The sequence below is a fragment of the Modicisalibacter tunisiensis genome (assembly GCF_020148005.1).
GTDB classification, from domain to species: domain Bacteria; phylum Pseudomonadota; class Gammaproteobacteria; order Pseudomonadales; family Halomonadaceae; genus Modicisalibacter; species Modicisalibacter tunisiensis.
This window is the reverse complement of record NZ_JAGXFD010000002.1, coordinates 88,829-109,155: the sequence shown is the minus strand read 5'-3', so window position 1 is coordinate 109,155 and position 20,327 is coordinate 88,829. Positions and strand designations below refer to the sequence as shown.

The window sequence follows — 20,327 nt, the reverse complement described above, 5'->3', positions numbered from 1 at the left end:
TCATTTGCAATCCCTTGCCGCGCGTCTGAGCATATGCTGTTCCTGTCGCCACAAGCGATGTCCGGTTCACCCCCGGAAGTCCCCCAAAACGGGCCGCACGCCCCACAAGGGCCGGCCCCGTTCCCCGGAGCGTCGATCCGACCGCGGGAACCGAGCCGCGGCGCCGATGCCGCCTTCTCCCATGCATTCACGATCGGCAGGATACCCCCATGGCTTCGTTCGACCATCGCAAGTACACGCCGGCCAAGCCGGTCCCGCTCGACCAGCGTCAATGGCCGTCGCGCACCCTGACCCGCGCCCCGATCTGGGCCAGCGTCGACCTGCGCGACGGCAACCAGGCGCTGCTGGAGCCGATGAGCGTCGAGCAGAAGAAGCGCCTGTGGGCCCTGCTGGTCAAGGTCGGCCTCAAGGAGATCGAGGTCGGCTTTCCCGCCGCCAGCCAGCCGGACTACGACTTCGTGCGCTGGCTGATCGAGACGGACCAGATTCCCGAGGATGTCACCATCCAGGTGCTGGTACAGGCCCGCGAGCCGCTGATCGCCCGGACCTTCGAGGCCCTGGAGGGCGTGAAGCAGGCGCTCGTGCACGTCTACAATTCCACCTCCACGGTGCAGCGCGAGCGCGTCTTCGAGCAGGACCAGGCCGGCGTGACCGCGATCGCCGTGCAGGGCGCGCGCTGGGTGCAGGAGTACGCCGCGCGCTACCCGCAGACCGAGTGGCGTTTCCAGTACTCGCCGGAAAGCTTCACCAGCACCGAGCTCGACTATGCGGTGGCGATCTGCGAGGCGGTGATGGACGTCTGGCAGCCGACCCCCGAGCGCCCCTGCATCCTCAACCTGCCGGCGACCGTCGAGGTGGGGCCGGTCAACCATTTCGCCGACATGATCGAGTACTTCGTCACCCACCTGAAGAACCGTGACAGCGCGATCATCTCGCTGCATACCCACAATGATCGCGGCGGGGCCGCCGCGGCGGCCGAGCTGGGCCTGCTGGCCGGCGCCGACCGGGTCGAGGGCACCCTGCTCGGCAACGGCGAGCGCACCGGCAACATGGACATCGTCACCCTGGGCATGAACCTCTACAGCCAGGGCATCGATCCCCGGCTCGACCTGTCCAACCCCGACGAGATCATCCAGGTCTGCACCGAATGCACCGGCCTGCCGCTGCACCCGCGCCACCCCTGGGTCGGCGAGCTGGTCTACACGGCGTTTTCCGGCAGCCACCAGGACGCGATCCGCAAGTGCCTGCGCAAGCAGGACGACGACGAGCCCTGGCAGGTCGCCTACCTGCCCGTCGACCCGCGGGACCTGGGCCGCGACTATCAGGCGGTGATTCGCGTCAACAGCCAGTCGGGCAAGGGTGGCATGGCCTTCCTGCTCGAGCGCGACTTCGGCATCAGCCTGCCGCGCTGGATGACGCTGGAGCTGGCGCCCCACGTCCAGCGGGCCAGCGAGCAGGTCACCGGCGAACTCTCCAGCGAGCAGATCCGCGACATCCTGATGGGCACCTTCGTCGCGGCACAACCGCTGAGCCTGCAGGGCTACCGGCTGGATCGCGACGGCGCCGAACGGCTCCAGGTGACGCTTGGCGACGGCTCGCGCCGGCTGCAGCTGGAGGGCGAGGGCAATGGCGTCATCTCGGCCTTCATGGCCGCCTGGCAGCGCCACAGCGGGCAGACGGTCAGCGTGGTCGATTACGGCGAGCACGCCCTTGGCGAGGGCAGCGATGCCAGCGCGATCGCCTTCGTCCAGCTGAATGTCGACGGGCAGCGGGTCTGCGGTCTGGCCGAGGACGGCGACACCGTCAGCGCCTCGCTCAAGGCGGTGCTCTCGGCACTCAACCGGGCCGGGGTGACGGTCGCCGACGGCGCCCCCCACGAGACGGCGACCGCCTGACGCTCTCGCCAGCAGTGACGGCCGCCACATCCGGCGGCCGTCGTCGTATTCGGCTGTCGCTGCGGCCAGCCGTCGCTGCGGTCAGCCGTCGCTGCGGTCAGCCGTCGCTGCGAATCTGCGCGTGGCTGATCAGCGCGAAGATGAAGGTGCCGCCCACCACGTTGCCGGCCAGCACCGGCAGGATGAAGGTGAACAGATACTCGCCGAGCGAGGCCTTGCCCGCGAATACCAGGTACATCACCTCGGTGGAGCCGGCGATGATGTGGGTGAAACCGCCGATCGCCACCAGGTAGGTGACGATCAGGATGACCCAGATCTTGGCGGCGCCGGCGGCGGGAATCAGCCAGACCATGGTGGCGATCATCCAGCCGGCGACCACTCCCTTGGCGAACATCTCGTCGAGCCCGTTTTCCAGCACGTGCTGCCCGAGACCCAGGAAGATCCGGTGCGTCTCGCCGTCGAACAGCGGCATGGCGGCGATGGCATAGGCCGAGATCGCGGTGCCCAGCAGGTTGCCGACCAGCACCACGCTCCACAGCCGCAGCAGGCACAGCAGCTTGGTCAGCCCCGGCTGGCTCATCAGCGGCAGCACGGCGGTGACGGTGTTTTCGGTGAACAGTTGCTGGCGGGCGAGGATCACTACCAGAAAACCCACCGTGTAGCCCAGCGAGGCCACGAGATAGGCGATGTCGCTGTCCGGCAGGTGGGCGGCGAGCAGCCCCTTGGCCAGCATGGAAAAGCTCATCGACAGGCCGGCGGCCAGCGCCGACCAGAACAGTGCCGAGGCGGTGCGGGTCAGCTCCTTCTCGCCATCGGCGCGAATGGTTTCGTGAACGGCGGCGGCCTGCGAGGGCAGGTGCCGGTCGTCGAGTTCCCGATCGTCGCCGGGTGGTGTCGTGGATCCTGATGGGGTCACGCGAGCCTCCTTGTCGCGATGAGCGTAACGTCCTGACTCTGGGCGATTGTCCGGCCGGCTGCAAGCCGGTGGTGTGGCCGTTTCGGCTACGCTGGAAGACACTGACGGATCGCAACAGAAGGAAACGGCGATGCAGGACGGTGTGCTGGCCATTCTCGTCAACCTGGGCTCGGCCTGGCTGGCCGGCAGCCTGATCGGGCTGGAGCGCAGCTTTCACGGTCGCCCGGCGGGCTTTCGCACGCATGCCCTGGTCTGCGTGGCCTCGGCGCTGCTGATGCTGGTGACCACTCACCAGTGGCAGTGGCTGGATGCCAGCCTGCCCGAGGCGACCGTGAGGACCGATCCGACCCGCATGGCGCAGGGCATCATGACCGGTATCGGCTTTCTCGGCGCCGGCGTGATCTTCAAGGAGGGCCTCAACGTGCACGGCCTGACCACGGCGGCCTCGATCTGGATGACCTCGGCGCTGGGCATCCTGTTCGGCGTGGGCTTCATGATGCCGGCGGTGCTGGTCACCCTGAGCACGCTGCTGACCCTGTCGCTGTTCCGCTGGATCGAGCAGCGCCTGCCCGCGGAGTATTACGCCGATCATGTCCAGAGCTATCCGATCAGCCGTGTGCCCGACGAGACGGCGGTCCGTCGGCAGATCGGCGAGTTCGGCTGCACCATCCAGACCATGAGCTACCGTCTGAGCGAGCATGGCACGTTGTTTCACTACCACATGGTGTTGCAGACCCACGACAAGCGCAATCTTGAGCGTCTGGCGGCCTATCTGCGCCATTCCGCGGACAACGTGCTCGAATTCCATCTCTCCCCCGCGGGGCAGTGAGCCCTTGAACGGCCCGGTGCGGACGCTACAGTGGTCGCCTGCCGACACCTGGAGCCTGCATGTCCCGAGACGTTCCCGCTGCCTCCGGCGCCGGGCGGCTGGCGCTGCTGATCGCCGCCGTCATGCTGATGCCGCTGGCGATCGACATCTACCTGCCCTCGCTGCCGGTCATGGCCCGCGATCTGGGCCAGCCCTCCTCGGCGCTGCAGGTCACCATCACGCTGCTGCTGTTCAGCGTGGGGCTGGGTCAGATCCTGGTCGGTCCCCTGACCGATCGCTTCGGACGCCGTCCGGCGCTGCTGCTGGGGTCGCTGCTCTACGGGCTGGGCGCCCTGCTGGCCATGAGCGCGACCACGCTGCTGCCGCTCTACTTCTCCCGGGTGCTGCAGGGGCTGGGGGCCTGCGCCGCCACGACGGTGGCCTTCGCCGCGGTGCGCGACCTGTACACGCCGGCCGAGGGCGCCCGGCTCTACAGCTATCTGAATGGCTCGCTGTGCCTGATCCCGGCCCTGGCGCCGGTGGTCGGCGGGGTGCTGGCCGTGCAGCTCGGCTGGCGCAGCAACTTTGCCTTCATGGCGCTGTTCGCGCTTGTGCTGCTGGCGACGGCGTTCGCGACCTTCGGGGAAACCCGCCCACGGGACGCCGAGCTCCCGCGCCCCCTGTACCGGCTCGCGCGCTATCGTCGCGTGCTCGGGGATCGCCGCTTCCTGCGCTATGCCGGCACGGCCGGGGTGTGCATGGCGGCGATCCTGATCTATGTCTCGGCGGCGCCGGTACTGCTGGTCGAGCGCCTGGGGCTGAGCGAGCTGGCCTTCGCCGCCTGCTTCGGCGGCAATGCGCTGGTCAACATTGTCACCTTCTTCCGGGCGCCACGGGTCATCCATCGCCTGGGGCGCCGGCGCACCGTGCGGCTCGGCCTGGGGCTGGTGCTGCTGGCCGGCGGGCTGCAGGGGCTGGCCGCATGGGCCCTGCCGTTGTCGGTGGCGGCGTTCATGGGGCCGGTGGCTGTGCTGTCGGTGGGCTTTTCGCTGACCCTGGGGGCGGCCTCCAGCCTGGCGCTGGAACCGTTCCGTGGCCTGGCGGGCACGGCGGCGGCGCTGCTGGGGGCCCTGCAGCTGGGGGGCGGCGCGGTGCTGGCCAGCCTGATGCTGGCGACGCCGCTGTCCCTTCAGATGGCGCTGGCCGCCATGGCGACGCTGCCGGTGGCCCTGTTGCTGGTGACCGACAGGGCTTCCCGCCCGGCGTGAGCGGCCTGGCACTTGCGAGGGGCGCGCGGAGGGGCGATGGTATAGCGGTCAATGGAATGCACAAGGAACACCACGCATGGTTCAGCCCGAGGCGCCGCAGGCCCGCTTGATCTTGAACGGCAAGTCGGCGCAGATTCCCGATGTCCGCGACGCCGTCCAGGCCATGCGCGACCAGGGCCATTCCCTGGACGTGCGTGTCACCTGGGAGGCCGGTGATGCACTGCGCCTGGTGCACGAGGCGGCCGAGGCCGGGGTGTCGAGGCTCGTCGCCGGTGGCGGCGACGGCACCGTCAACGAGGTGGTGGCGGGGCTGATGGCTCTGGAGGCCCCGCGGCGGCCGATGCTGGGCATCCTGCCGCTGGGCAGCGCCAACGACTTCGCCAACGGCCTCGGCCTGCCGCTCGAGCCGGAGCCGGCCTTGTCGCTGGCCCTGACCTCGCGCTGTCACGGGGTCGACGTGGCCCGCCTGGGCGAGGACTGCTTCATCAACATGGCCACCGGCGGGTTCGGGGCGGAGGTCACCACCTCGACCCCGCTGGCGCTCAAGCGCCTGCTCGGCGGTGGCGCCTATTCGCTGATGGGCATGCTCAAGGCCTGGCACTATCAACCCTATCGGGGGCGTCTCGAGTGGGCGGACGAGTCACTGGAGACGCCGCTGTTCCTGTTGGCGATCGGCAACGGCCGGCAGGCCGGGGGTGGCCAGTGCCTGGCTCCCGGGGCCAAGCTCGACGACGGGCTGCTGGACGTGCTGGTGGTTCGGCATTTCGCCTCGTTGAGCGAGATGCGCCAGTTGCTGCAGGAAATCGAGCAGTTGCCGCGCGATGGCGAGTTCGTGCGCACGATCCGCACGCCCGGCCTGACATTCACCAGTCGCGACGCCTTTCCGCTCAACCTGGATGGCGAACCGCGCCATCTGCGCCGCTTCGAGGTGACGCTCGAACCCCGGGCGGTGAAGCTGGCGATGCCCGACGGCAGCGACCTGCTCGCCGGGTCCGGCTGACATCGCGACAGGCATCCCCGGAACGGAGAGAACCATGGACAGCTTCATGCAGGCGGCGATCGACGAGGCACGCCAGGGGCTGGCGGAAGGGGGCGTTCCCATCGGCTCGGTGCTGGTACACGACGGTCGCATCATCGGCCGCGGTCACAACCGTCGCCAGCAGCGGGGCAGCGTGGTCCTGCACGGCGAGATGGATGCGCTGGAAAATGCCGGGCGCCTGCCCGGCGCCGTCTATCGCCAGTCGGTGCTCTATACCACGCTGTCGCCGTGCCCGATGTGCAGCGGGGCCATCCTGCTCTATGGCATCCCGCGGGTGGTGATCGGTGAAAATCGCACCTTTCTCGGCGACGAAACGCATCTGCGCGAGTGTGGCGTCACGCTCGAGGTGCTCGACGATCCGACCTGCCGGGAACTGATGGCGACCTTCATCGCGCGCCATCCGGAGGTCTGGAACGAGGACGTGGGGCGATGAGCGCCTTGCGCCGCCAGGGGGTGTTTGCTGCAATAGCGCGAACCTGAATCCCGTCAATGCAAGGAGATCGGAATGCCCAAGACGCCCTGGAGAACCCTGGCCGTCACGGTACTGGCGCTGGGCCTGGCGGCCTGTAACGGTGACGACGACGCCTCGCAGGCGTCCGGTCAGCAGGGCGACGCCACGTCCACCACCCAGTCGTCGTCGACGCAGGCGGGTGGCGACAGCGCCACGAGCGACGGCGTCTCACGCACGGCGCGTGACGATCAGTCCGCGGCCGCCGCAACGGCAACCCGGGACGCCCGCGATGGCGAGACCCCGTCGACCGGCAGCAACTCCGAGCCATCGGCCAGGCAGTCCGGCGGCGCAGGAGAAATGACCACTCCCACCGCCGAGGGCGATACCGGGGATGCCGCCGTCGATACCCCGACCGCTACCGGGACGGATCAAGTCACGGCGACCGGTGGCTGGGACAACACCCAGAACGAGGTCGATCAGGCGCTCAAGGAAACCGAACGACGCTTCAAGGAAGCCGAGCGCGAGATCAACCAGCAGTTCGAGCAGGCCCAGCACCAGGACGTCAAGTCGCAGCAGGCGGTCGATGCGCCTGATGCGGGCATGGAAGGCAACGGCGACACGGCCGGTACTTCCGGTACGCCCTGACGTCACCTTTTGCGCCACGGTAACTCAGCGCGACGGGGCGCTGGCGCGAAAGGGCGCCAGTGCCGTCTCGTTACCCGCCAGGGCCCGGCCCAGGGTGTCGGCGCCGACGACGGTGATGCGCGATGGCGACAGAATCACGGGCTCCAACGACGAACGCCCGGCGCAGGCCGGGCGTTCGAGGGCTTCGGGACGGCGGGTTACTTCACGACGTCGGCGATGGCCCTGGCGACGTAGGGCAGGTTGTCGCTGACCAGGCCGGCGACGTTGGCGCGGCCGGAGCGCACCATGTAGATGCTGTACTCGTCGCGCAGGCGGTCCACCTGCTCGCCGGACAGGCCGGTGTAGGAGAACATGCCGCGCTGCTCGGCGATGAAGGCAAAGCGTTCGTCCAGGCCGTGCGGCTTGAGGGCCTCGACGAAGTCGCGACGCAGGCCGTTGATGCGGTTGCGCATCTCGGCCACTTCCTCGCGCCACTGGGCGGCCAGTTCGGCGGATTCGAGGATCTCGATCACTACCGAGCCGCCGTGGGCGGGCGGGTTGGAGTAGTTCTCGCGGGCGACGATGGCGAACTGCGAACGGACGTTTTCCATCTGCTCGCTGTCCCTGGCGATGGCGATCAGGCAGCCGGTGCGCTCGCGGTAGATGCCGAAGTTCTTCGAGCAGGAGCTGGTGATCAGCAGCTCGTCGAGGTTCTCGGCGAACAGGCGTACACCGTAGGCATCCTCGTCGAGGCCGTCGCCGAAGCCCTGGTAGGCGAAGTCGATCAGCGGCAGCAGCTGACGGGCCTTGACCACCTCGAGGACCTGCTTCCATTGCGCCTGAGTCAGGTCGAAGCCGGAGGGGTTGTGGCAGCAGGCGTGCAGCAGCACCACGTCACCCTCGGGAATCTCCTTGAGGGCGGCGAGCATGCCGTCGAAATCCAGGCGATTGTCGGCATCGACGTAGGGGTACTTGTGCAGCTCGACGTCGGCGGCGTGGAAGATGCCCAGGTGGTTGGGCCAGGTCGGGTCGGAGACCCAGATGCGCTTGCCGGGCAACTGCGTCTTGATGAAGTCCGCCGCCAGGCGCAGCGCGCCGGTGCCACCGGGCGACTGAGTGGCGCTGGCGCGGTTGGCGGCCAGTACCGGCGAGTCCTCGCCCAGCACCAGCGACAGGATGGCCTTGCCGTAGCGCGGGTCGCCGTGCGAGCCGATGTAGCTCTTGGTGGTCTCGTTCTTCAGCAGCCGCGCTTCGGCCTCCTTGACGGAACGCAGGATCGGGGTGTTGCCTTGCTCGTCCCGATACACGCCGACCCCCAGGTCGACCTTCTGCGGATTGGAGTCCTTCTTGAAGGCATCGATCAACCCGAGGATGGCATCCCCGGGGACCCGCTCAATCTGCTCGAACATTGGACTTTGCTACCTCGTCGGTTCTGGCGGCTAGGATGAAGTCGTTCCTGTGCAGACCCTTGATCGCGTGGGACCACCAGGTCACCGTGACCTTGCCCCATTCGGTCAGCAGCGCCGGATGATGACCGGCCTCTTCTGCCACTTCACCGATCTGGTTGGTGAACGCCAGGGCCTGCTTGAAGTTGCGAAACGTGAAGACGCGCTCCAGTTGCATGATGCCATCGCGCTCGAGGATCTGCCAGTCGGGGATCGACGGCTTGAGCTGCTCGATCTCGCTGTCGGTCACCAAGGGGGCATCCCAGCTGCAGGCTTCACAGGCTTGTTCGGAAAGCTGGCTCATCTTCAACTCCGTGGCTTGTTGTCTTCAGGGTAGTGAGTGCAGGTGGCGCCTGTCAGGCGCCCGCGGCCTGCCTGGGTTCGAAGGTGGGCGCATAGAGCCCCAGCGCCATGGCCTCGTGGACCAGCGCCATGATGTCGCGGCCGGCCAGGTCGTGCAGGGTCTCGAGATCGTCGATGACATAGTAGAGCGGCTGCAGGATGTCGATCCGATAGGGCGTGCGCAGGGCGTCGAGCGGGTCGAAGGGATGATGGGCCGGCACGTCGGAGAGCGCGTGAAAGGTCTCCCTGGGCGAGGAGATGATGCCCCCGCCGTAGATGCGTCGGCCCCGGGGCGTGTCGACCAGGCCGAACTCGACGGTCATCCAGTACAGGCGCGCCAGGTAGACACGCTCTTCCTTGCTCGCGGCCAGCCCCAGCTTGCCGTAGGTCTCGGTGAACTCGGCAAACGCCGGATTGGTGAGCATCGGGCAGTGGCCGAAGATCTCGTGGAAGATGTCCGGTTCCTGGAGGTAGTCGAGCTCCTCGGGCGTGCGAATGAAGGTGGCGACCGGGAAGCGCCGGTTGGCGAGCAGCTCGAAGAAGGTGTTGAAGGGGATCAGCGCCGGCACCGGCGCGGTGCGCCAGCCGGTCGTCGCCTGCAGCACCCGGTCGACGTCGGCCAGTTGCGGGATGCGGTCCATGGGCAGGGCCAGGCGTTCCAGGCCGTCCAGGTATTCCTGGCAGACGCGTCCCTCGATGATCGCCATCTGACGCTCCATCAGGGTCTGCCAGGTAGCGTTCTCGGTATCGCTGTAGTGGATGATGCCGTCGGTATCGGGATGATGGGCCTGATATTTTGTCTGCTTTGCCATCGTGGGCTCCCGGTTGCAGGTTGTCATTGTCGGGGAGAATGGCTCTTAGCTTAGGTGGCCCCGATGGGCTGCGGCAGGGGGGCGGCAGGCGGCCCGAGGGCCTGACACGTCGGTTTTCTGTCAAGAATGTGTGACAGGGGGCGGCCGCAGGGGAAGGCCAGACGGCAAAAACCCGGCTGGCATCGATCGACGGCGAGCCGGGTGTCAGTTTATCGTTACACCTGAGTCACGCCGTCGTGACGCGTATTTCCCCATCGTTGCCGTTTTCGAGGTTCCCGGGTCCATGCGCCTCAAGTTCCACTGCCAGAATCGCATCGGCATCCTGCGCGATGTCGTCTCCCCCTTTGCCGACTATGGCCTCAACGTGGCACGCGGCGAGGTCGGCGGGGACCAGGGCAACGCCATCTACCTGCTGGTGCCGCAGCTGCTCAATGCGCAGCTGGCCACGCTCCGGCCGATTCTCGAGGCCCTGCCCGGCGTGTTCAGCGTCAAGCGGGTCAGCCTGATGCCCAGCGAGCGCCGCCACCTGGAGCTGGACGCGCTGCTCTCGTCGCTGTCCGACCCGGTGATGTCGATCGACATGGACGGCCGGATCGTCGCCGCCAACCGCGCCGCCGGACAGATGCTGGGCGTGCGGGTCGACGAGGTGCCGGGGCTGTCGCTCGACCGTTACCTGCATGACCTGGACCTGCCCGAGCTCATCCGGCGCAACAACGCCCGGGTCAATGGCCTGCGGCTCAAGCTCAAGGATGAGGTCTATCTGGCCGACATCGCGCCGCTGCACACCGAAAGCGATGACGTCGCCTCGCTGGCCGGGGCGGTGGTCACCCTGCACCGGGCCGATCGGGTCGGCGAGCGCATCTATCATGTCCAGCGCCAGGAGCTGCGCGGCTTCGAGGCGATCTTCCAGGCCAGCCCGCGGCTGGCGGCGGTGGTGCGCGAGGCGCGACGCATGGCGCCGCTGGATGCGCCGCTGCTGATCGAGGGCGAGACCGGCACCGGCAAGGAGCTGCTGGCCCGCGCCTGCCACCTGGCCAGCCCGCGCGGCCAGGCGCCGTTCATGGCGCTCAACTGTGCCGGGCTGCCGGAGTCGATGGCCGAGACCGAACTGTTCGGCTATGCGCCGGGGGCCTTCGAGGGCGCCCGGCCGGAGGGCAAGCTGGGGCTGCTGGAGCTGACCGCCGGCGGCACCATCTTCCTCGACGAGGTGGGCGAGATGAGTCCGCGCCTGCAGGTCAAGCTGCTGCGCTTCCTGCAGGACGGCGGCTTCCGGCGGGTGGGCAGCGACGAGGAAACCTATCTCGACGTGCGGGTGATCTGCGCCACCCAGCAGGAGCTGCCGCGGCTGTGTGCGGCGGGGCAGTTCCGTCAGGATCTCTACCACCGGCTCAACGTGCTGTCGGTGCATATCCCGCCGCTGCGGGACTGTCTCGACGGCATCGCCGAGCTGGCCGAGCACTTCATCGACCGCGCCGCTCGCCAGATCGGCTGTCCGCTGCCGACGCTGTCGGAGGCGGCAGAGGCACGGCTGGCCGAGTATCACTGGCCGGGCAATGTGCGCCAGCTCGAGAACCTGCTCTTCCAGGCCGTGTCGCTCTGCGAGGGGGACGTGCTGCTGCCCGAACATCTGCGCCTGCCCGACGTCGGCGATGCGCCGGGACCGGGCGGCATCGAACTGGATGGTACGCTCGCCGAGATCATCGGCTCGGTGGAGCGCCGGGTGCTGGCCGCCCTCTACGTGGATTACCCGTCGAGCCGTCAGCTGGCCCGGCGTCTGGGCGTGTCGCACACCACCATCGCCAACAAGCTCAAGCGTCACGGCATCGGCGAGGCCTGACGCGCCTTCCTGACCGCCGCTTCCCGCGCTCCTAGCCGGCGGCCGGCGTGATATTGCGCACCACGGCGATCGCCGCCATGCCTTCCCGCAGCCCCAGGGCATGGCAGGCATGGCGGGTCAGCCGGGCCCGCAGGCGCGCCTCGCCGAGCCGCAGGCCGACATCCACCGTGGCGGCGTCGGTCGTCGAGCGGGCGATGCGTTCGATGACCACCTCGAGCCGGTTGAGGTCGCTGGTGGGTGCCGGCGTACCCAGGGCCAGGGTGATGTCCCGCACCGGCACGCGCAGGCGCACGCTGTCGCCGGGGCGTCGGTCGATCGCGGGAACGACGAGCGGCTGACCGTCGGCGAGCCGCAGCCGGGTCAGCCCATAGGCGGTATCGTGGGCCTCGAGACGCGCGGTGAGCAACGACACCGCATCGAAGCCGCCGAGCGCGTCGCTGAACTCCAGGCGGGTGAGCACCTCGTCGAGAGGGCCCGCGGTCAGTACGCGGCCCTGGTCGAGCAGCACCAGTCGATCGGCGATGCTGACCAGCTCCTCGGGATCGTGGCTCACGTAGATTACCGGGATGTCGATGCGGCGGGTCAGGCGGGCGATGTAGTGCAGCAGTTCCTGCTTGCGCGCCCCGTCCAGCCCGGTCAGCGGCTCGTCCATCAGCAGCAGGCGCGGCTGACTGAGCAGGGCCCGGCCGATGGCCACGCGGCGGGCTTCGCCGCCGGACAGGGTGGCCGGGAAACGCTCCAGCAGCTTGCCGATGCCCAGCAGCGCGACCAGGTCATCGAAGTTCGCGGCGCCACCGGCGGGCATGCCGTAGGTCAGGTTGCCGCGGACCCGGTAGTGCGGAAACAGCCGCGCCTCCTGGAAGACCACGCCGAGACGCCGCCGATGCGGCGGGACGTGGCGGCCGGTTCGGGCGTCGCTGAGGGTCTCGTCGCCCAGGCGGACGACCCCGGCGTCCGGGCGATCGAGACCGGCGATCAGGCGCAGCAGGGTCGTCTTGCCGCTGCCCGAGGGGCCGAACAGGGCGGTGACGCCGCGCCCGGGCGTGGACAGGGCGGCCTCGGTCAGGAAGGCGCCCTGGCGCTTGCGGATGTCGAGGTGCAGGCCGTCATGGTTGGCGTTCGGCATCGTTCGGGGCTCCGAGTCAGCCATCGCGTTCCTGAAGCCGGTGTCGCGCCCGCCGTGCCAGCCACTCCGAGACCAGCAGCGACAGCATGGCGATGGCGATCGACAGGGCGCAGAGCCGGGCGGCCGCGGCTTCCCGGCCGGGGGTCTGGATCAGGGTGTACAGCGCCAGCGGCAGGGTGCGCGTCTGGCCGGGAATGTTGGCGGCGAAGGTGATGGTGGCCCCGAATTCCGAGAGGGCCCGGGCGAAGGCCAGCAGGCTGCCGGTCACCAGTCCCGGAAAGGCCAGCGGCAGGGTGATGGTGAAGAAGACCCGCCAGCGGCCGGCGCCCAAGGTGCTGGCGGCGGCCTCCAGCTTGACGTCCACGGCCTCGAGCGAGAGGCGCACGGCACGCACCAGCAGCGGAAAGGCCATGACGCCGCCGGCGACCGCCGCGCCCTGCCAGGTGAACGGCAGCGTGATGCCGAAGAGGCGATCCAGCCAGTGGCCCAGCCAGCCCTGGCGCCCCAGCGCCAGCAGCAGCAGGTAGCCGACCACCACGGGGGGCAGCACCAGCGGCAGATGCAGCACCCCGTCGAGCAGGGCCTTGCCGCGGAAGTCGTGCCGGGCCATCAGCCAGGCCACGGCCACGCCGGGCGGCAGGATGCCGGCGACGGCGGTGCCGGCGACCTTGAGGCTGATGGCGATGGTCTGCCATTCGGCGGCCGAGAGCATGACCGCGTCAGGGTGTGCCGGCGGCCGCCGGCGAGAAGCCGAATCGCTCGAAGACGGCCATCGCCTCGCGGCCGGTCAGCCAGTCGCGGAACGCCCGTGCGGCGTCGCTGGCGGGCGGGTCGACTAGGGCCAGCGGGTAGGTGATGGGCGTGTGGCCGTCGGCGGGAAACGTGCCTAGCTGATGCACCTTGTCGCTGGCCCGGGCATCGGTCCGGTAGACGATGCCCAGCGGTGCCTCGCCGCGTTCGACCAGCGCCAGCGCGGCTCGCACGTTGTCGGCCCGGGCCAGCCGCGGCTCCAGGGCCTGCCACTCGCCCAGCGACTCGAGTGCCTGCCGGGCATAGATGCCGGCGGGCACGTGGTCGGGGTTGCCCACCGCCAGGCGCTGGTCGTCGTCGAGCAGCGCGCGGATCGGCCGGCCCGCGCCCGGGGTGAAGGCGTCGAGCGACGTCCCGGGAGCGGCCACCAGCACCAGGCGGTTGTTCAGCAGGTCCGTGCGCTCGGCCAGCGTCACGTCCTGGCTCGCCAGCCAGTCCATCCACTGCTCGTTGGCCGAGAAGTACAGCTCCGCCGGGGCGCCGTGGGCAATCTGCCGCGCCGCGGTGGAGGAGGCGGCATACACCGGCACGATATCGACGTCATGGTCGGCCTCGTAGTCGGCGATCGCCGCATCGAGGGCATCGGTCAGCGAGGCGGCGGCGAAGATCGTGACCCGGGGCGCCGCCGCCTGTGCCGGGGAGAGGGTGGCAAGCAGCAGTGCCGCCAGGCCCAGAAGACAGGTGGCGGTACGCGACGACAGACCGGACAGGGGCGTTCCATGCATGAGGGTTCCCGCTATGTTTGCGTGGGTATAGCGGAGACACTATAGCCATGGCGGTGGAGCCATGCCAAGGCGCCGGGACTCTCAGTCGGTCCAGTCGGTCGCCGGCCGGCGACCCAGGCAGTCGAGCAGGGCGCGCGCATCGGGGTTGTCGTCCGGGCTCAGCCGGCGTTCCAGCGCCCGGTAGTGGGCGAGCACCTCGCGGCCCAGCGGCGTCAGGCTGGCACCGCCGCGCTGGTTGCCGCCCGTCTGGGTGTCGATCAGCGGGGCGGTGAAGTGACGGTTCATGGTCTCGATGAGCTGCCAGGCCTTCTTGTAGCTCATGCCCAGCTCGCGGCTGCTCGAGGCGATCGAGCCGTGGCGCTCGATCGCCTCGAGCAGGTCGGCCTTGCCGGGGCCGATGACCACGTCCTTCTCGGCAGCCAGGCGCAGCTGGAAGGTCGGGGTGGCGTGTCGCGTACGCGTCATGGGGCTCGTCCGGATCGAGAAACGCCTCGTTGTACCATGTCGGCGGCGGGGTTGCAGTCGCCTCAGCCGGCATGGGTCACTCCGGGCACGTAATAACGGCGCTCCACCCAGTTGAGGAAGCTGGCCACGCTGGAGGTGAGCGCCAGGTAGATGAACCCGGCCAGCAGGAAGATCTGGAAGAACTCCAGGGTCCGCGAGCCGATGTCGGAGGCCCGTGCGGTGATCTCCACGACGCCGATGGTGTAGGCGATCGAGGTGAACTTGAGCTCGATGATGGCCTCGTTCGACCACTGCGGCAGCACCCGCCGCAGTGCCTGGGGCAGCACGATGTAGCGGATGGCCTGCCACTGGCTCATGCCGCAGGCCCGGGCCGCGACCATCTGGCCGCGCGGCACCGAGAGGACCGAGCCGCGAAAGTACTCGGCCTGGTAGGCGGCGCTGTTGAGCGTGATGGCGATCACCGCGGAGGTGAAGGCGTCGAAGACGATGCCGATCTGGGGCAGGCCCAGGTAGATGAAGAACATCTGTACCAGCATCGGCGTGCCGCGGAACAGCTCCACGTAGGCGGTGCTCAGGGCATACCAGAAACGGTTGCCGTAGACCCGGGCCCAGGCCAGCGCCAGGCCGATGAAGAAGCCCAGCACGATGGCGATGATCCACAGCGACAGGGTGATCGGCACACCCTTGAGCAGTTCCGGAAGCTGCTCGATGCTGAACTGGAGGAAGTCGGTCATGGGCTCACCCGTGCTCGGCAATGACGTTGAGAAAGGCTCTGGTGCGCTCCTGCGCCGGCGTCGAGAACAGCACGTCCGGCGGCCCCTGCTCGATGATGTAGCCGCCTTCCATGAAGATGATCTCGTCGGCGGCCTGGCGCGCGAAGCCCATTTCGTGCGAGACCACCAGCATGGTCATGCCGTCGTCGGCCAGCTGCTGCATGACCTTGACGACCTCGCCGGTGAGCTCCGGGTCGAGCGCCGAGGTGGGTTCGTCGAAGAGCATGAGCATGGGATCCATGGCCAGCGCCCGGGCGATCGAGACCCGCTGCTGCTGGCCGCCGGAGAGTTCCGCCGGGTAGGCGCCGGCCTTGTCGCCCAGCCCCACCCGTTCGAGCTCCTCGTGGGCACGGCGCGTCGCCTCCTCGTGGGACAGGCGCTTCACCTTCAGCTGACAGATGCGCACATTGTCGAGCACCGTCAGGTGCGAGAAGAGGTTGAAGTCCTGGAAGACAAAGCCGATCTGCGCCCGCATCCGGTCGATGTTGGCGTCGGTGATGCGCTGGCCGTCGAGCTCGATGGTGCCCCGGTCCGGCTTGTTGAGGTGGTTGATGCAGCGCAGCAGGGTGCTCTTGCCGGACCCCGAGGGGCCGATCAGCACCTTGGTCGCGCCGCGTTCGAGGGTCAGGGAGATGCCCTTGAGCACCTCGTTGTCGCCGTAGCGCTTGTGGATGTCGTCGACACGCAGCACGGGAACGTCAGCCATGAAGAAATCCTGTCGGTTATTGGCGTTTTTCGAAGCCGGGGACGGCGAGTCTGGCTTCCAGCCAGTACAGGCCGCTGTTGCCGGCCTTGTTGACGATGAAGTAGAGCAGCGCCACCACCGCGAACACGGTCAGCACATTGCCCTGGGTGCTGGTGATGATGTAGTGGGCCTGGCGAGTGAGCTCCACGACCCCGATCACGTAGGCCAGCGAGGTTTCCTTGATCTCCGAGGAGAATTCGTTGGTCCAGGGGCCGATGGCATGGCGGATCGCCTGGGGAAACAGGATCCAGCGGATCGCCTGGGTCAGGGTCATGCCGCTGGCGCGCGCCGCGGTCATCTGGCCGGCGGGGATCGACTGGAAGGCGCTGCGGAAGATCTGCGACTGGTAGGCGCCGGAGCGGAAGCCCAGGGCCAGGATGGCGGCCGCGAACGACGAGATGTCGAAGATGCCCGCCAGCCCGTAGTAGAAGATGAACAGCATGATGATGATCGGCACGCCGCGAAAGATGCGTTCGTAGACCTTGAGCGGCCATTGCACGAAGCGGGTGCGGGGGCCGTAGAGCTGGATCAGGCAGATCGTCAGCCCGATCACGAAGCCCAGCGCCAGAAGCGCGGCCAGCAGTACCAGGGCCACGCCCAGGCCCTTGAGCAGAAAGGGAAAGTCCCGGAGAAGAACGTCGTAGATGTCCATGCCGTTGCCTGATCGAATGCGCGAGTGAAGAGCCCGGCCCGGCCGGTCGCCCACGCAGGGGCGACCGGTGCGGACCGTGTGCACGGAATGGCAGGATCAGTTGCCCAGATCGGGCAGGCCGGCGACCGGCTTGCGGTAGGTGTCGACGTACTCGGGCATCTTGCCGGGCACGGACGGGACCGTCACGCCGGGAATGTAGTTGTGCACGATGGTGGCCCACTCGCCGGATTCCGCCAGGTTGACGATGCCCTGGTTGAGTTTCGCGAGCAGCCCCTGGGGATCGCCCTTGCTGACCGCCAGGGCCAGGGGGGCGCGGATGAAGATCTTGCCGGCGAGCTTCACCGGGCGGCCTTCGTTGATGTACTCCTGCGCCGAGGTGTCGTCGACGTCGACCGCCGAGATCCGCCCGTTGAGCATGTCGGTGATCGCGGTGACGTAGCTGTCGTAGCTCTTCAGGTTGACGTCGATGTCGGAGTTGGTGACGTTGGCTTCCATCCAGGCCTTCTGGGAAGACCCGCCCTGGACGCCGACGGTGGCGCCGCAGCACACGGCGGTGAAGACGTTCAGGTCCGAGTCCTTGGGCACCACGATGACGTCATTGGTCTCCCACCAGGGAATGGTGAAGTCGATGACCTTGGCGCGCTGCTCGGTCACCGTCAGGCCGGTGGCGAGGATGTCGATCTTCTCGGCCGACAGGGCGGGAATCAGCGAGGGGAAGGGCAGGTCCTTGAACTCGATGTCGAGCCCCTGATCCTCGGCGATCTTCTCCATGGCATCGATGGCGATCCCCTTGTATTCGCCGCCCTCCACGTAGGCCCAGGGCGGGAAGGAGGCTTCCACGCCGACGGTATAGGTGTCGGCGGCCTGGCTGCTCGCGGCGCCCAGGGTGCCCAGCGAGAAGATCAGTCCGGCGGTCAGTGCTCGTGTCTCGAGTCCCAGAAGTCTCATCGGTCAACCTCGTTGTTGTGTCGCTCGTTGTCGGCTCGGGTGTCCTGCAGCGCCTGGCCATGAATCACCCGGCGCTTCTACAGCGTAGTCGAGGTTGCCGGTCGTTTTCGTTCAAGAACTGTTGAACATTAGGCGCTTGCGCCACGCCCTGGGCGGCGGGGCGGGGGCTTGCCCGAAAAACGGCGGCGCCGAAGCGCCGCCGCAATGGCTGTGGTGGTTGTCTCAGGCGCGTGATGATCCGGTACTCCGGGACCCCTTTCGCATCTCCTCTTCCCGGGGTGGCTGGGACGGGTAGGGGAAGCGCGCCTTGCGGCCCGGATGGCCGGGGACGCGTTCCTGCATCAGCCCGCGGGTCAGGCCCCAGGCCATGAAGATCATCACGAGCGAAAAGGGCAGGCCCGTGGTCACCGCCGCGGTCTGCAGCGGCTGCAGGGCCGCGGAGGCCTCGCCCGACGCGGCCCAGCCCGAGGCCAGCAATACGGCGGCGACCACGCCCTCGAGTACGGCCCAGAACAGCCGCTGCTGCCAGACGGGATGTGGATCGCCGCCGTTGGTGAGCATGTCCACCACCAGCGAGCCGGAGTCCGAGGAGGTGGCGAAGAACAGCGCCACGACCAGGATCGCCAGCAGCGCGGTGAGCGTCGAGAGGATCGGCAGGATCGGCAGCTGGTTGAGCAGGATGAACATGGCATCCGTGGTCCCGGCGCTGGCCAGCGGATTGCTGCTGTCGTCGAGGATCATGCGGATGGCGCTGCCGCCGAAGATCGCGAACCAGACGATCGAGGCGCCCACCGGTGCCAGCAGGGTGCCGGCGATGAACTGGCGAATGGTCCGGCCGCGCGAGACGCGGGCGATGAACATGCCCACGAACGGCGACCAGGAGATCCACCAGCCCCAGTAGAACAGCGTCCAGCTCTTGAGCCAGTCGGACCCGGCCTGGGAGAAGGAATACATCTCGAAGCTGCGCTCCGGCAGGTGCTGGACGTAGTAGCCGGTGCTGTTGACCATGAATTCCAGGATGAACGTCGTCGGCCCGACGACGAACACGAACACCGCCAGCAGGATCGCCAGGTAGAGGTTGATCACCGATAGCCGGCGGATGCCGGCGTCGACGCCGAGCATCACCGAGGTCACCGCCACCGCGGTGATCACGCCGATGATGATCACCTGCGAGGTGGCGCCGATGCTGATGCCGAAGACCTCGTTGAGGCCGGCGTTGATCTGTGTCGCCCCCAGCCCCAGGGAGGTCGCCAGCCCGAACAGGGTGCCGAACACGGCGAGGATATCGATCGCGTGACCGACCGGGCCATAGATGCCCTTGCCGATCAGGGGGTAGAGTGCCGAGGCCGGACGCATCGGCAGGTCCCTGCGGTAGCAGAAGTAGCCCAGCGACAGGCCAATGACGATGTACACCGCCCAGGGGTGCAGGCCCCAGTGGAAGAGCGTGATGCCCATCGCCTTGAGCGCGGCCTGGCCGGTCCCGCCTTCACCGACCGGGGGGCTGTTGAAGTGAAAGATCGGCTCGGCGACGCCGTAGAAGACCAGGCCGATGCCCATGCCCGCGGTGAACAGCATGGAGAACCACGACCAGGTGCTCCATTCGGGTTCGCTGTCGTCCGGGCCGAGCTTGATCTGGCCCCAGCGGCTGAACATCAGCACCAGCACGAAGATCAGGAACAGCGTTACCACCAGCATGTACCACCAGCCGAAGGTCTGGGCGATCCAGGTGTTGATGTCGCCGGCGACGGCGCCCAGCTGTGCCGGAGCGACGATGCCCCAGATCACGAAGGTCAGCACGATGAACGCCGAGATGAAGAAGACGGGGGGATTGGTATGTTTCTGTAGGTAATCCTTCATCTCCCTGCACCCTCCCTGTGGCTACCGGTTACACAACCAGTGTAGTGCACGGCCGGTGTTGTCCAGTGGATGGGGCGGGAGCATCGCCGGTGTGGCGGCGGGCAAGGCGTGTCACGGCTTGCGCAGCCGGGCCGGGTAACGCGCCCGACCCCGGCGGGGTCGGGCTGCGGCTCAGAGCTTGCTCAGGATCGTTTCGGCGCTGCTCTGATCGACGCCCTTGGTATCGACGCCCAGGTAGGTGACGACGCCGTCGTCGGCAATCAGGGCGAAGCGTTTGCTGCGAATGCCCATGCCGCCGCCGGTGGCGTCCAGCTCCAGTCCCAGTGCCCGGGTGAACTCGGCATTGCCGTCGGCGAGCATGGTGATCCGCTCGGCGTTCTGGTCCTTCTGCCAGGCATCCAGCACGAAGGCATCATTGACCGCCATGCAGGCGATGGTGTCGACGCCCCTGGCGAGGATCTCGTCGGCCTTGATCACGAAGCCGGGCATGTGGGTGTTGGAGCAGCCCGGTGTAAAGGCGCCGGGAACCGCAAACAGCACGACGCGCTTGCCAGCAAAGAGGTCGCCGGTCGAAAGGTCTTCGGGACCGTTGGCGCCGTTGGTCTTGAGGGTGATGTCGGGCAGCTTGTCGCCGATGGAAATGGCCATGCCTAACCTCCACGGTTGAGTGAACGGCCATCCTAGCGCGCGACTGGCAGCCGGGTACAACCCTTCAACGAGAGACGATGGACTCCGCGGTGCAAAAACAACGCGACCCCGCCGAGGCGGGGTCGCGAGGGGGCGGTCAGG

At 68.0% G+C, this 20,327-nt stretch carries 21 protein-coding genes; 7 read left to right on the top strand and 14 right to left on the bottom strand.

Features of this window, described 5'->3' with window-relative positions; all coding sequences use genetic code 11:
- The first annotated feature begins 209 nt into the window (after positions 1–209).
- Positions 210–1,895 carry a 2-isopropylmalate synthase gene (locus KGQ91_RS15610; RefSeq protein ID WP_224414413.1) on the top strand — a complete coding sequence of 562 codons (1,686 nt, stop codon included), beginning with the start codon at positions 210–212 and terminating at the stop codon, positions 1,893–1,895.
- Between the two features lie 97 nt (positions 1,896–1,992).
- Here KGQ91_RS15610 and KGQ91_RS15605 read toward each other — a convergent pair whose 3' ends face one another.
- Complete coding sequence (locus tag KGQ91_RS15605; protein ID WP_224414414.1) at positions 1,993–2,811, bottom strand: formate/nitrite transporter family protein; 819 nt, start codon at positions 2,809–2,811, stop codon at positions 1,993–1,995.
- 130 nt (positions 2,812–2,941) lie between these two features.
- Here KGQ91_RS15605 and KGQ91_RS15600 point away from each other — a divergent pair, with 130 nt between their 5' ends.
- From KGQ91_RS15600 to KGQ91_RS15580, 5 genes are all read left to right on the top strand, one after another.
- Positions 2,942–3,640 (top strand): MgtC/SapB family protein, encoded by a 699-nt coding sequence (locus KGQ91_RS15600; protein ID WP_163648438.1) that lies wholly within the window; start codon positions 2,942–2,944, stop codon positions 3,638–3,640.
- A 59-nt stretch (positions 3,641–3,699) separates the two neighbouring features.
- On the top strand, positions 3,700–4,887 hold the full coding sequence (locus KGQ91_RS15595) for a Bcr/CflA family efflux MFS transporter (protein ID WP_224414415.1): 1,188 nt from the start codon (positions 3,700–3,702) through the stop codon (positions 4,885–4,887).
- Positions 4,888–4,963: 76 nt separating this feature from the next.
- Positions 4,964–5,887 (top strand): lipid kinase YegS, encoded by a 924-nt coding sequence (gene yegS, locus KGQ91_RS15590; RefSeq protein WP_224414416.1) that lies wholly within the window; start codon positions 4,964–4,966, stop codon positions 5,885–5,887.
- Between the two features lie 34 nt (positions 5,888–5,921).
- The gene (locus KGQ91_RS15585; RefSeq protein WP_163648441.1) at positions 5,922–6,359 is read left to right on the top strand and encodes a nucleoside deaminase; all 438 of its coding nucleotides are present in this window, start codon (positions 5,922–5,924) and stop codon (positions 6,357–6,359) included.
- 72 nt (positions 6,360–6,431) lie between these two features.
- A complete protein-coding gene (locus tag KGQ91_RS15580) occupies positions 6,432–7,022 on the top strand; it encodes a hypothetical protein (RefSeq protein ID WP_224414417.1) in 591 nt (196 codons plus the stop codon).
- Between the two features lie 197 nt (positions 7,023–7,219).
- Here KGQ91_RS15580 and KGQ91_RS15575 read toward each other — a convergent pair whose 3' ends face one another.
- The 3 genes from KGQ91_RS15575 to phhA are packed head-to-tail and all read right to left on the bottom strand — an operon-like array spanning position 7,220 to position 9,600.
- Positions 7,220–8,410, bottom strand: coding sequence for an amino acid aminotransferase (locus KGQ91_RS15575; RefSeq protein ID WP_224414418.1), 1,191 nt, complete (start codon positions 8,408–8,410; stop codon positions 7,220–7,222).
- Positions 8,394–8,750: a 4a-hydroxytetrahydrobiopterin dehydratase gene (locus KGQ91_RS15570; protein ID WP_224414419.1), complete on the bottom strand. Its 357-nt coding sequence runs from the start codon at positions 8,748–8,750 to the stop codon at positions 8,394–8,396. The genes KGQ91_RS15575 and KGQ91_RS15570 overlap by 17 nt, the downstream gene beginning before the upstream one ends.
- A 52-nt stretch (positions 8,751–8,802) precedes the next feature.
- Positions 8,803–9,600, bottom strand: coding sequence for a phenylalanine 4-monooxygenase (phhA, locus tag KGQ91_RS15565; protein ID WP_224414420.1), 798 nt, complete (start codon positions 9,598–9,600; stop codon positions 8,803–8,805).
- A gap of 283 nt (positions 9,601–9,883) precedes the next feature.
- Between phhA and KGQ91_RS15560 the strand changes: the two genes are divergently transcribed.
- On the top strand, positions 9,884–11,437 hold the full coding sequence (locus tag KGQ91_RS15560; RefSeq protein ID WP_224414421.1) for a sigma-54-dependent transcriptional regulator: 1,554 nt from the start codon (positions 9,884–9,886) through the stop codon (positions 11,435–11,437).
- A 31-nt stretch (positions 11,438–11,468) separates the two neighbouring features.
- Here KGQ91_RS15560 and modC read toward each other — a convergent pair whose 3' ends face one another.
- The 10 genes from modC to KGQ91_RS15510 form a co-directional block, all read right to left on the bottom strand.
- Positions 11,469–12,563, bottom strand: a complete 1,095-nt coding sequence (gene modC, locus KGQ91_RS15555) for a molybdenum ABC transporter ATP-binding protein (RefSeq protein ID WP_224414422.1) — start codon at positions 12,561–12,563, stop codon at positions 11,469–11,471.
- A gap of 16 nt (positions 12,564–12,579) precedes the next feature.
- Positions 12,580–13,275 (bottom strand): molybdate ABC transporter permease subunit, encoded by a 696-nt coding sequence (modB, locus tag KGQ91_RS15550; protein WP_224414423.1) that lies wholly within the window; start codon positions 13,273–13,275, stop codon positions 12,580–12,582.
- Positions 13,276–13,282: 7 nt separating this feature from the next.
- The gene (modA, locus tag KGQ91_RS15545) at positions 13,283–14,098 is read right to left on the bottom strand and encodes a molybdate ABC transporter substrate-binding protein (RefSeq protein ID WP_224414424.1); all 816 of its coding nucleotides are present in this window, start codon (positions 14,096–14,098) and stop codon (positions 13,283–13,285) included.
- Between the two features lie 81 nt (positions 14,099–14,179).
- Positions 14,180–14,563 carry a winged helix-turn-helix domain-containing protein gene (locus KGQ91_RS15540; RefSeq protein ID WP_224414425.1) on the bottom strand — a complete coding sequence of 128 codons (384 nt, stop codon included), beginning with the start codon at positions 14,561–14,563 and terminating at the stop codon, positions 14,180–14,182.
- 62 nt (positions 14,564–14,625) lie between these two features.
- Positions 14,626–15,297 (bottom strand): amino acid ABC transporter permease, encoded by a 672-nt coding sequence (locus KGQ91_RS15535; RefSeq protein WP_224414426.1) that lies wholly within the window; start codon positions 15,295–15,297, stop codon positions 14,626–14,628.
- A gap of 4 nt (positions 15,298–15,301) precedes the next feature.
- Positions 15,302–16,042: an amino acid ABC transporter ATP-binding protein gene (locus KGQ91_RS15530; RefSeq protein ID WP_263479122.1), complete on the bottom strand. Its 741-nt coding sequence runs from the start codon at positions 16,040–16,042 to the stop codon at positions 15,302–15,304.
- A gap of 16 nt (positions 16,043–16,058) precedes the next feature.
- Complete coding sequence (locus KGQ91_RS15525; protein ID WP_224414427.1) at positions 16,059–16,733, bottom strand: amino acid ABC transporter permease; 675 nt, start codon at positions 16,731–16,733, stop codon at positions 16,059–16,061.
- A 96-nt stretch (positions 16,734–16,829) separates the two neighbouring features.
- Positions 16,830–17,681, bottom strand: coding sequence for a transporter substrate-binding domain-containing protein (locus KGQ91_RS15520; protein ID WP_224421468.1), 852 nt, complete (start codon positions 17,679–17,681; stop codon positions 16,830–16,832).
- 222 nt (positions 17,682–17,903) lie between these two features.
- Positions 17,904–19,538 carry a BCCT family transporter gene (locus tag KGQ91_RS15515; protein ID WP_224421467.1) on the bottom strand — a complete coding sequence of 545 codons (1,635 nt, stop codon included), beginning with the start codon at positions 19,536–19,538 and terminating at the stop codon, positions 17,904–17,906.
- 171 nt (positions 19,539–19,709) lie between these two features.
- Complete coding sequence (locus tag KGQ91_RS15510) at positions 19,710–20,186, bottom strand: peroxiredoxin (protein WP_224421466.1); 477 nt, start codon at positions 20,184–20,186, stop codon at positions 19,710–19,712.
- Positions 20,187–20,327 lie beyond the last annotated feature (141 nt).

What these genes read in the sequence shown, in the direction of transcription:
- KGQ91_RS15610 (WP_224414413.1), top strand. Translation starts at nt 210, where the DNA reads ATGGCTTCGTTCGACCATCGCAAGTACACGCCGGCCAAGCCGGTCCCG.
- KGQ91_RS15600 (WP_163648438.1), top strand. Translation starts at nt 2,942, where the DNA reads ATGCAGGACGGTGTGCTGGCCATTCTCGTCAACCTGGGCTCGGCCTGG.
- KGQ91_RS15595 (WP_224414415.1), top strand. Translation starts at nt 3,700, where the DNA reads ATGTCCCGAGACGTTCCCGCTGCCTCCGGCGCCGGGCGGCTGGCGCTG.
- yegS (WP_224414416.1), top strand. Translation starts at nt 4,964, where the DNA reads ATGGTTCAGCCCGAGGCGCCGCAGGCCCGCTTGATCTTGAACGGCAAG.
- KGQ91_RS15585 (WP_163648441.1), top strand. Translation starts at nt 5,922, where the DNA reads ATGGACAGCTTCATGCAGGCGGCGATCGACGAGGCACGCCAGGGGCTG.
- KGQ91_RS15580 (WP_224414417.1), top strand. Translation starts at nt 6,432, where the DNA reads ATGCCCAAGACGCCCTGGAGAACCCTGGCCGTCACGGTACTGGCGCTG.
- KGQ91_RS15575 (WP_224414418.1), bottom strand. Translation starts at nt 8,410, where the DNA reads ATGTTCGAGCAGATTGAGCGGGTCCCCGGGGATGCCATCCTCGGGTTG.
- KGQ91_RS15570 (WP_224414419.1), bottom strand. Translation starts at nt 8,750, where the DNA reads ATGAGCCAGCTTTCCGAACAAGCCTGTGAAGCCTGCAGCTGGGATGCC.
- phhA (WP_224414420.1), bottom strand. Translation starts at nt 9,600, where the DNA reads ATGGCAAAGCAGACAAAATATCAGGCCCATCATCCCGATACCGACGGC.
- KGQ91_RS15560 (WP_224414421.1), top strand. Translation starts at nt 9,884, where the DNA reads ATGCGCCTCAAGTTCCACTGCCAGAATCGCATCGGCATCCTGCGCGAT.
- modC (WP_224414422.1), bottom strand. Translation starts at nt 12,563, where the DNA reads ATGCCGAACGCCAACCATGACGGCCTGCACCTCGACATCCGCAAGCGC.
- modB (WP_224414423.1), bottom strand. Translation starts at nt 13,275, where the DNA reads ATGCTCTCGGCCGCCGAATGGCAGACCATCGCCATCAGCCTCAAGGTC.
- modA (WP_224414424.1), bottom strand. Translation starts at nt 14,098, where the DNA reads ATGCATGGAACGCCCCTGTCCGGTCTGTCGTCGCGTACCGCCACCTGT.
- KGQ91_RS15540 (WP_224414425.1), bottom strand. Translation starts at nt 14,563, where the DNA reads ATGACGCGTACGCGACACGCCACCCCGACCTTCCAGCTGCGCCTGGCT.
- KGQ91_RS15535 (WP_224414426.1), bottom strand. Translation starts at nt 15,297, where the DNA reads ATGACCGACTTCCTCCAGTTCAGCATCGAGCAGCTTCCGGAACTGCTC.
- KGQ91_RS15530 (WP_263479122.1), bottom strand. Translation starts at nt 16,042, where the DNA reads ATGGCTGACGTTCCCGTGCTGCGTGTCGACGACATCCACAAGCGCTAC.
- KGQ91_RS15525 (WP_224414427.1), bottom strand. Translation starts at nt 16,733, where the DNA reads ATGGACATCTACGACGTTCTTCTCCGGGACTTTCCCTTTCTGCTCAAG.
- KGQ91_RS15520 (WP_224421468.1), bottom strand. Translation starts at nt 17,681, where the DNA reads ATGAGACTTCTGGGACTCGAGACACGAGCACTGACCGCCGGACTGATC.
- KGQ91_RS15515 (WP_224421467.1), bottom strand. Translation starts at nt 19,538, where the DNA reads ATGAAGGATTACCTACAGAAACATACCAATCCCCCCGTCTTCTTCATC.
- KGQ91_RS15510 (WP_224421466.1), bottom strand. Translation starts at nt 20,186, where the DNA reads ATGGCCATTTCCATCGGCGACAAGCTGCCCGACATCACCCTCAAGACC.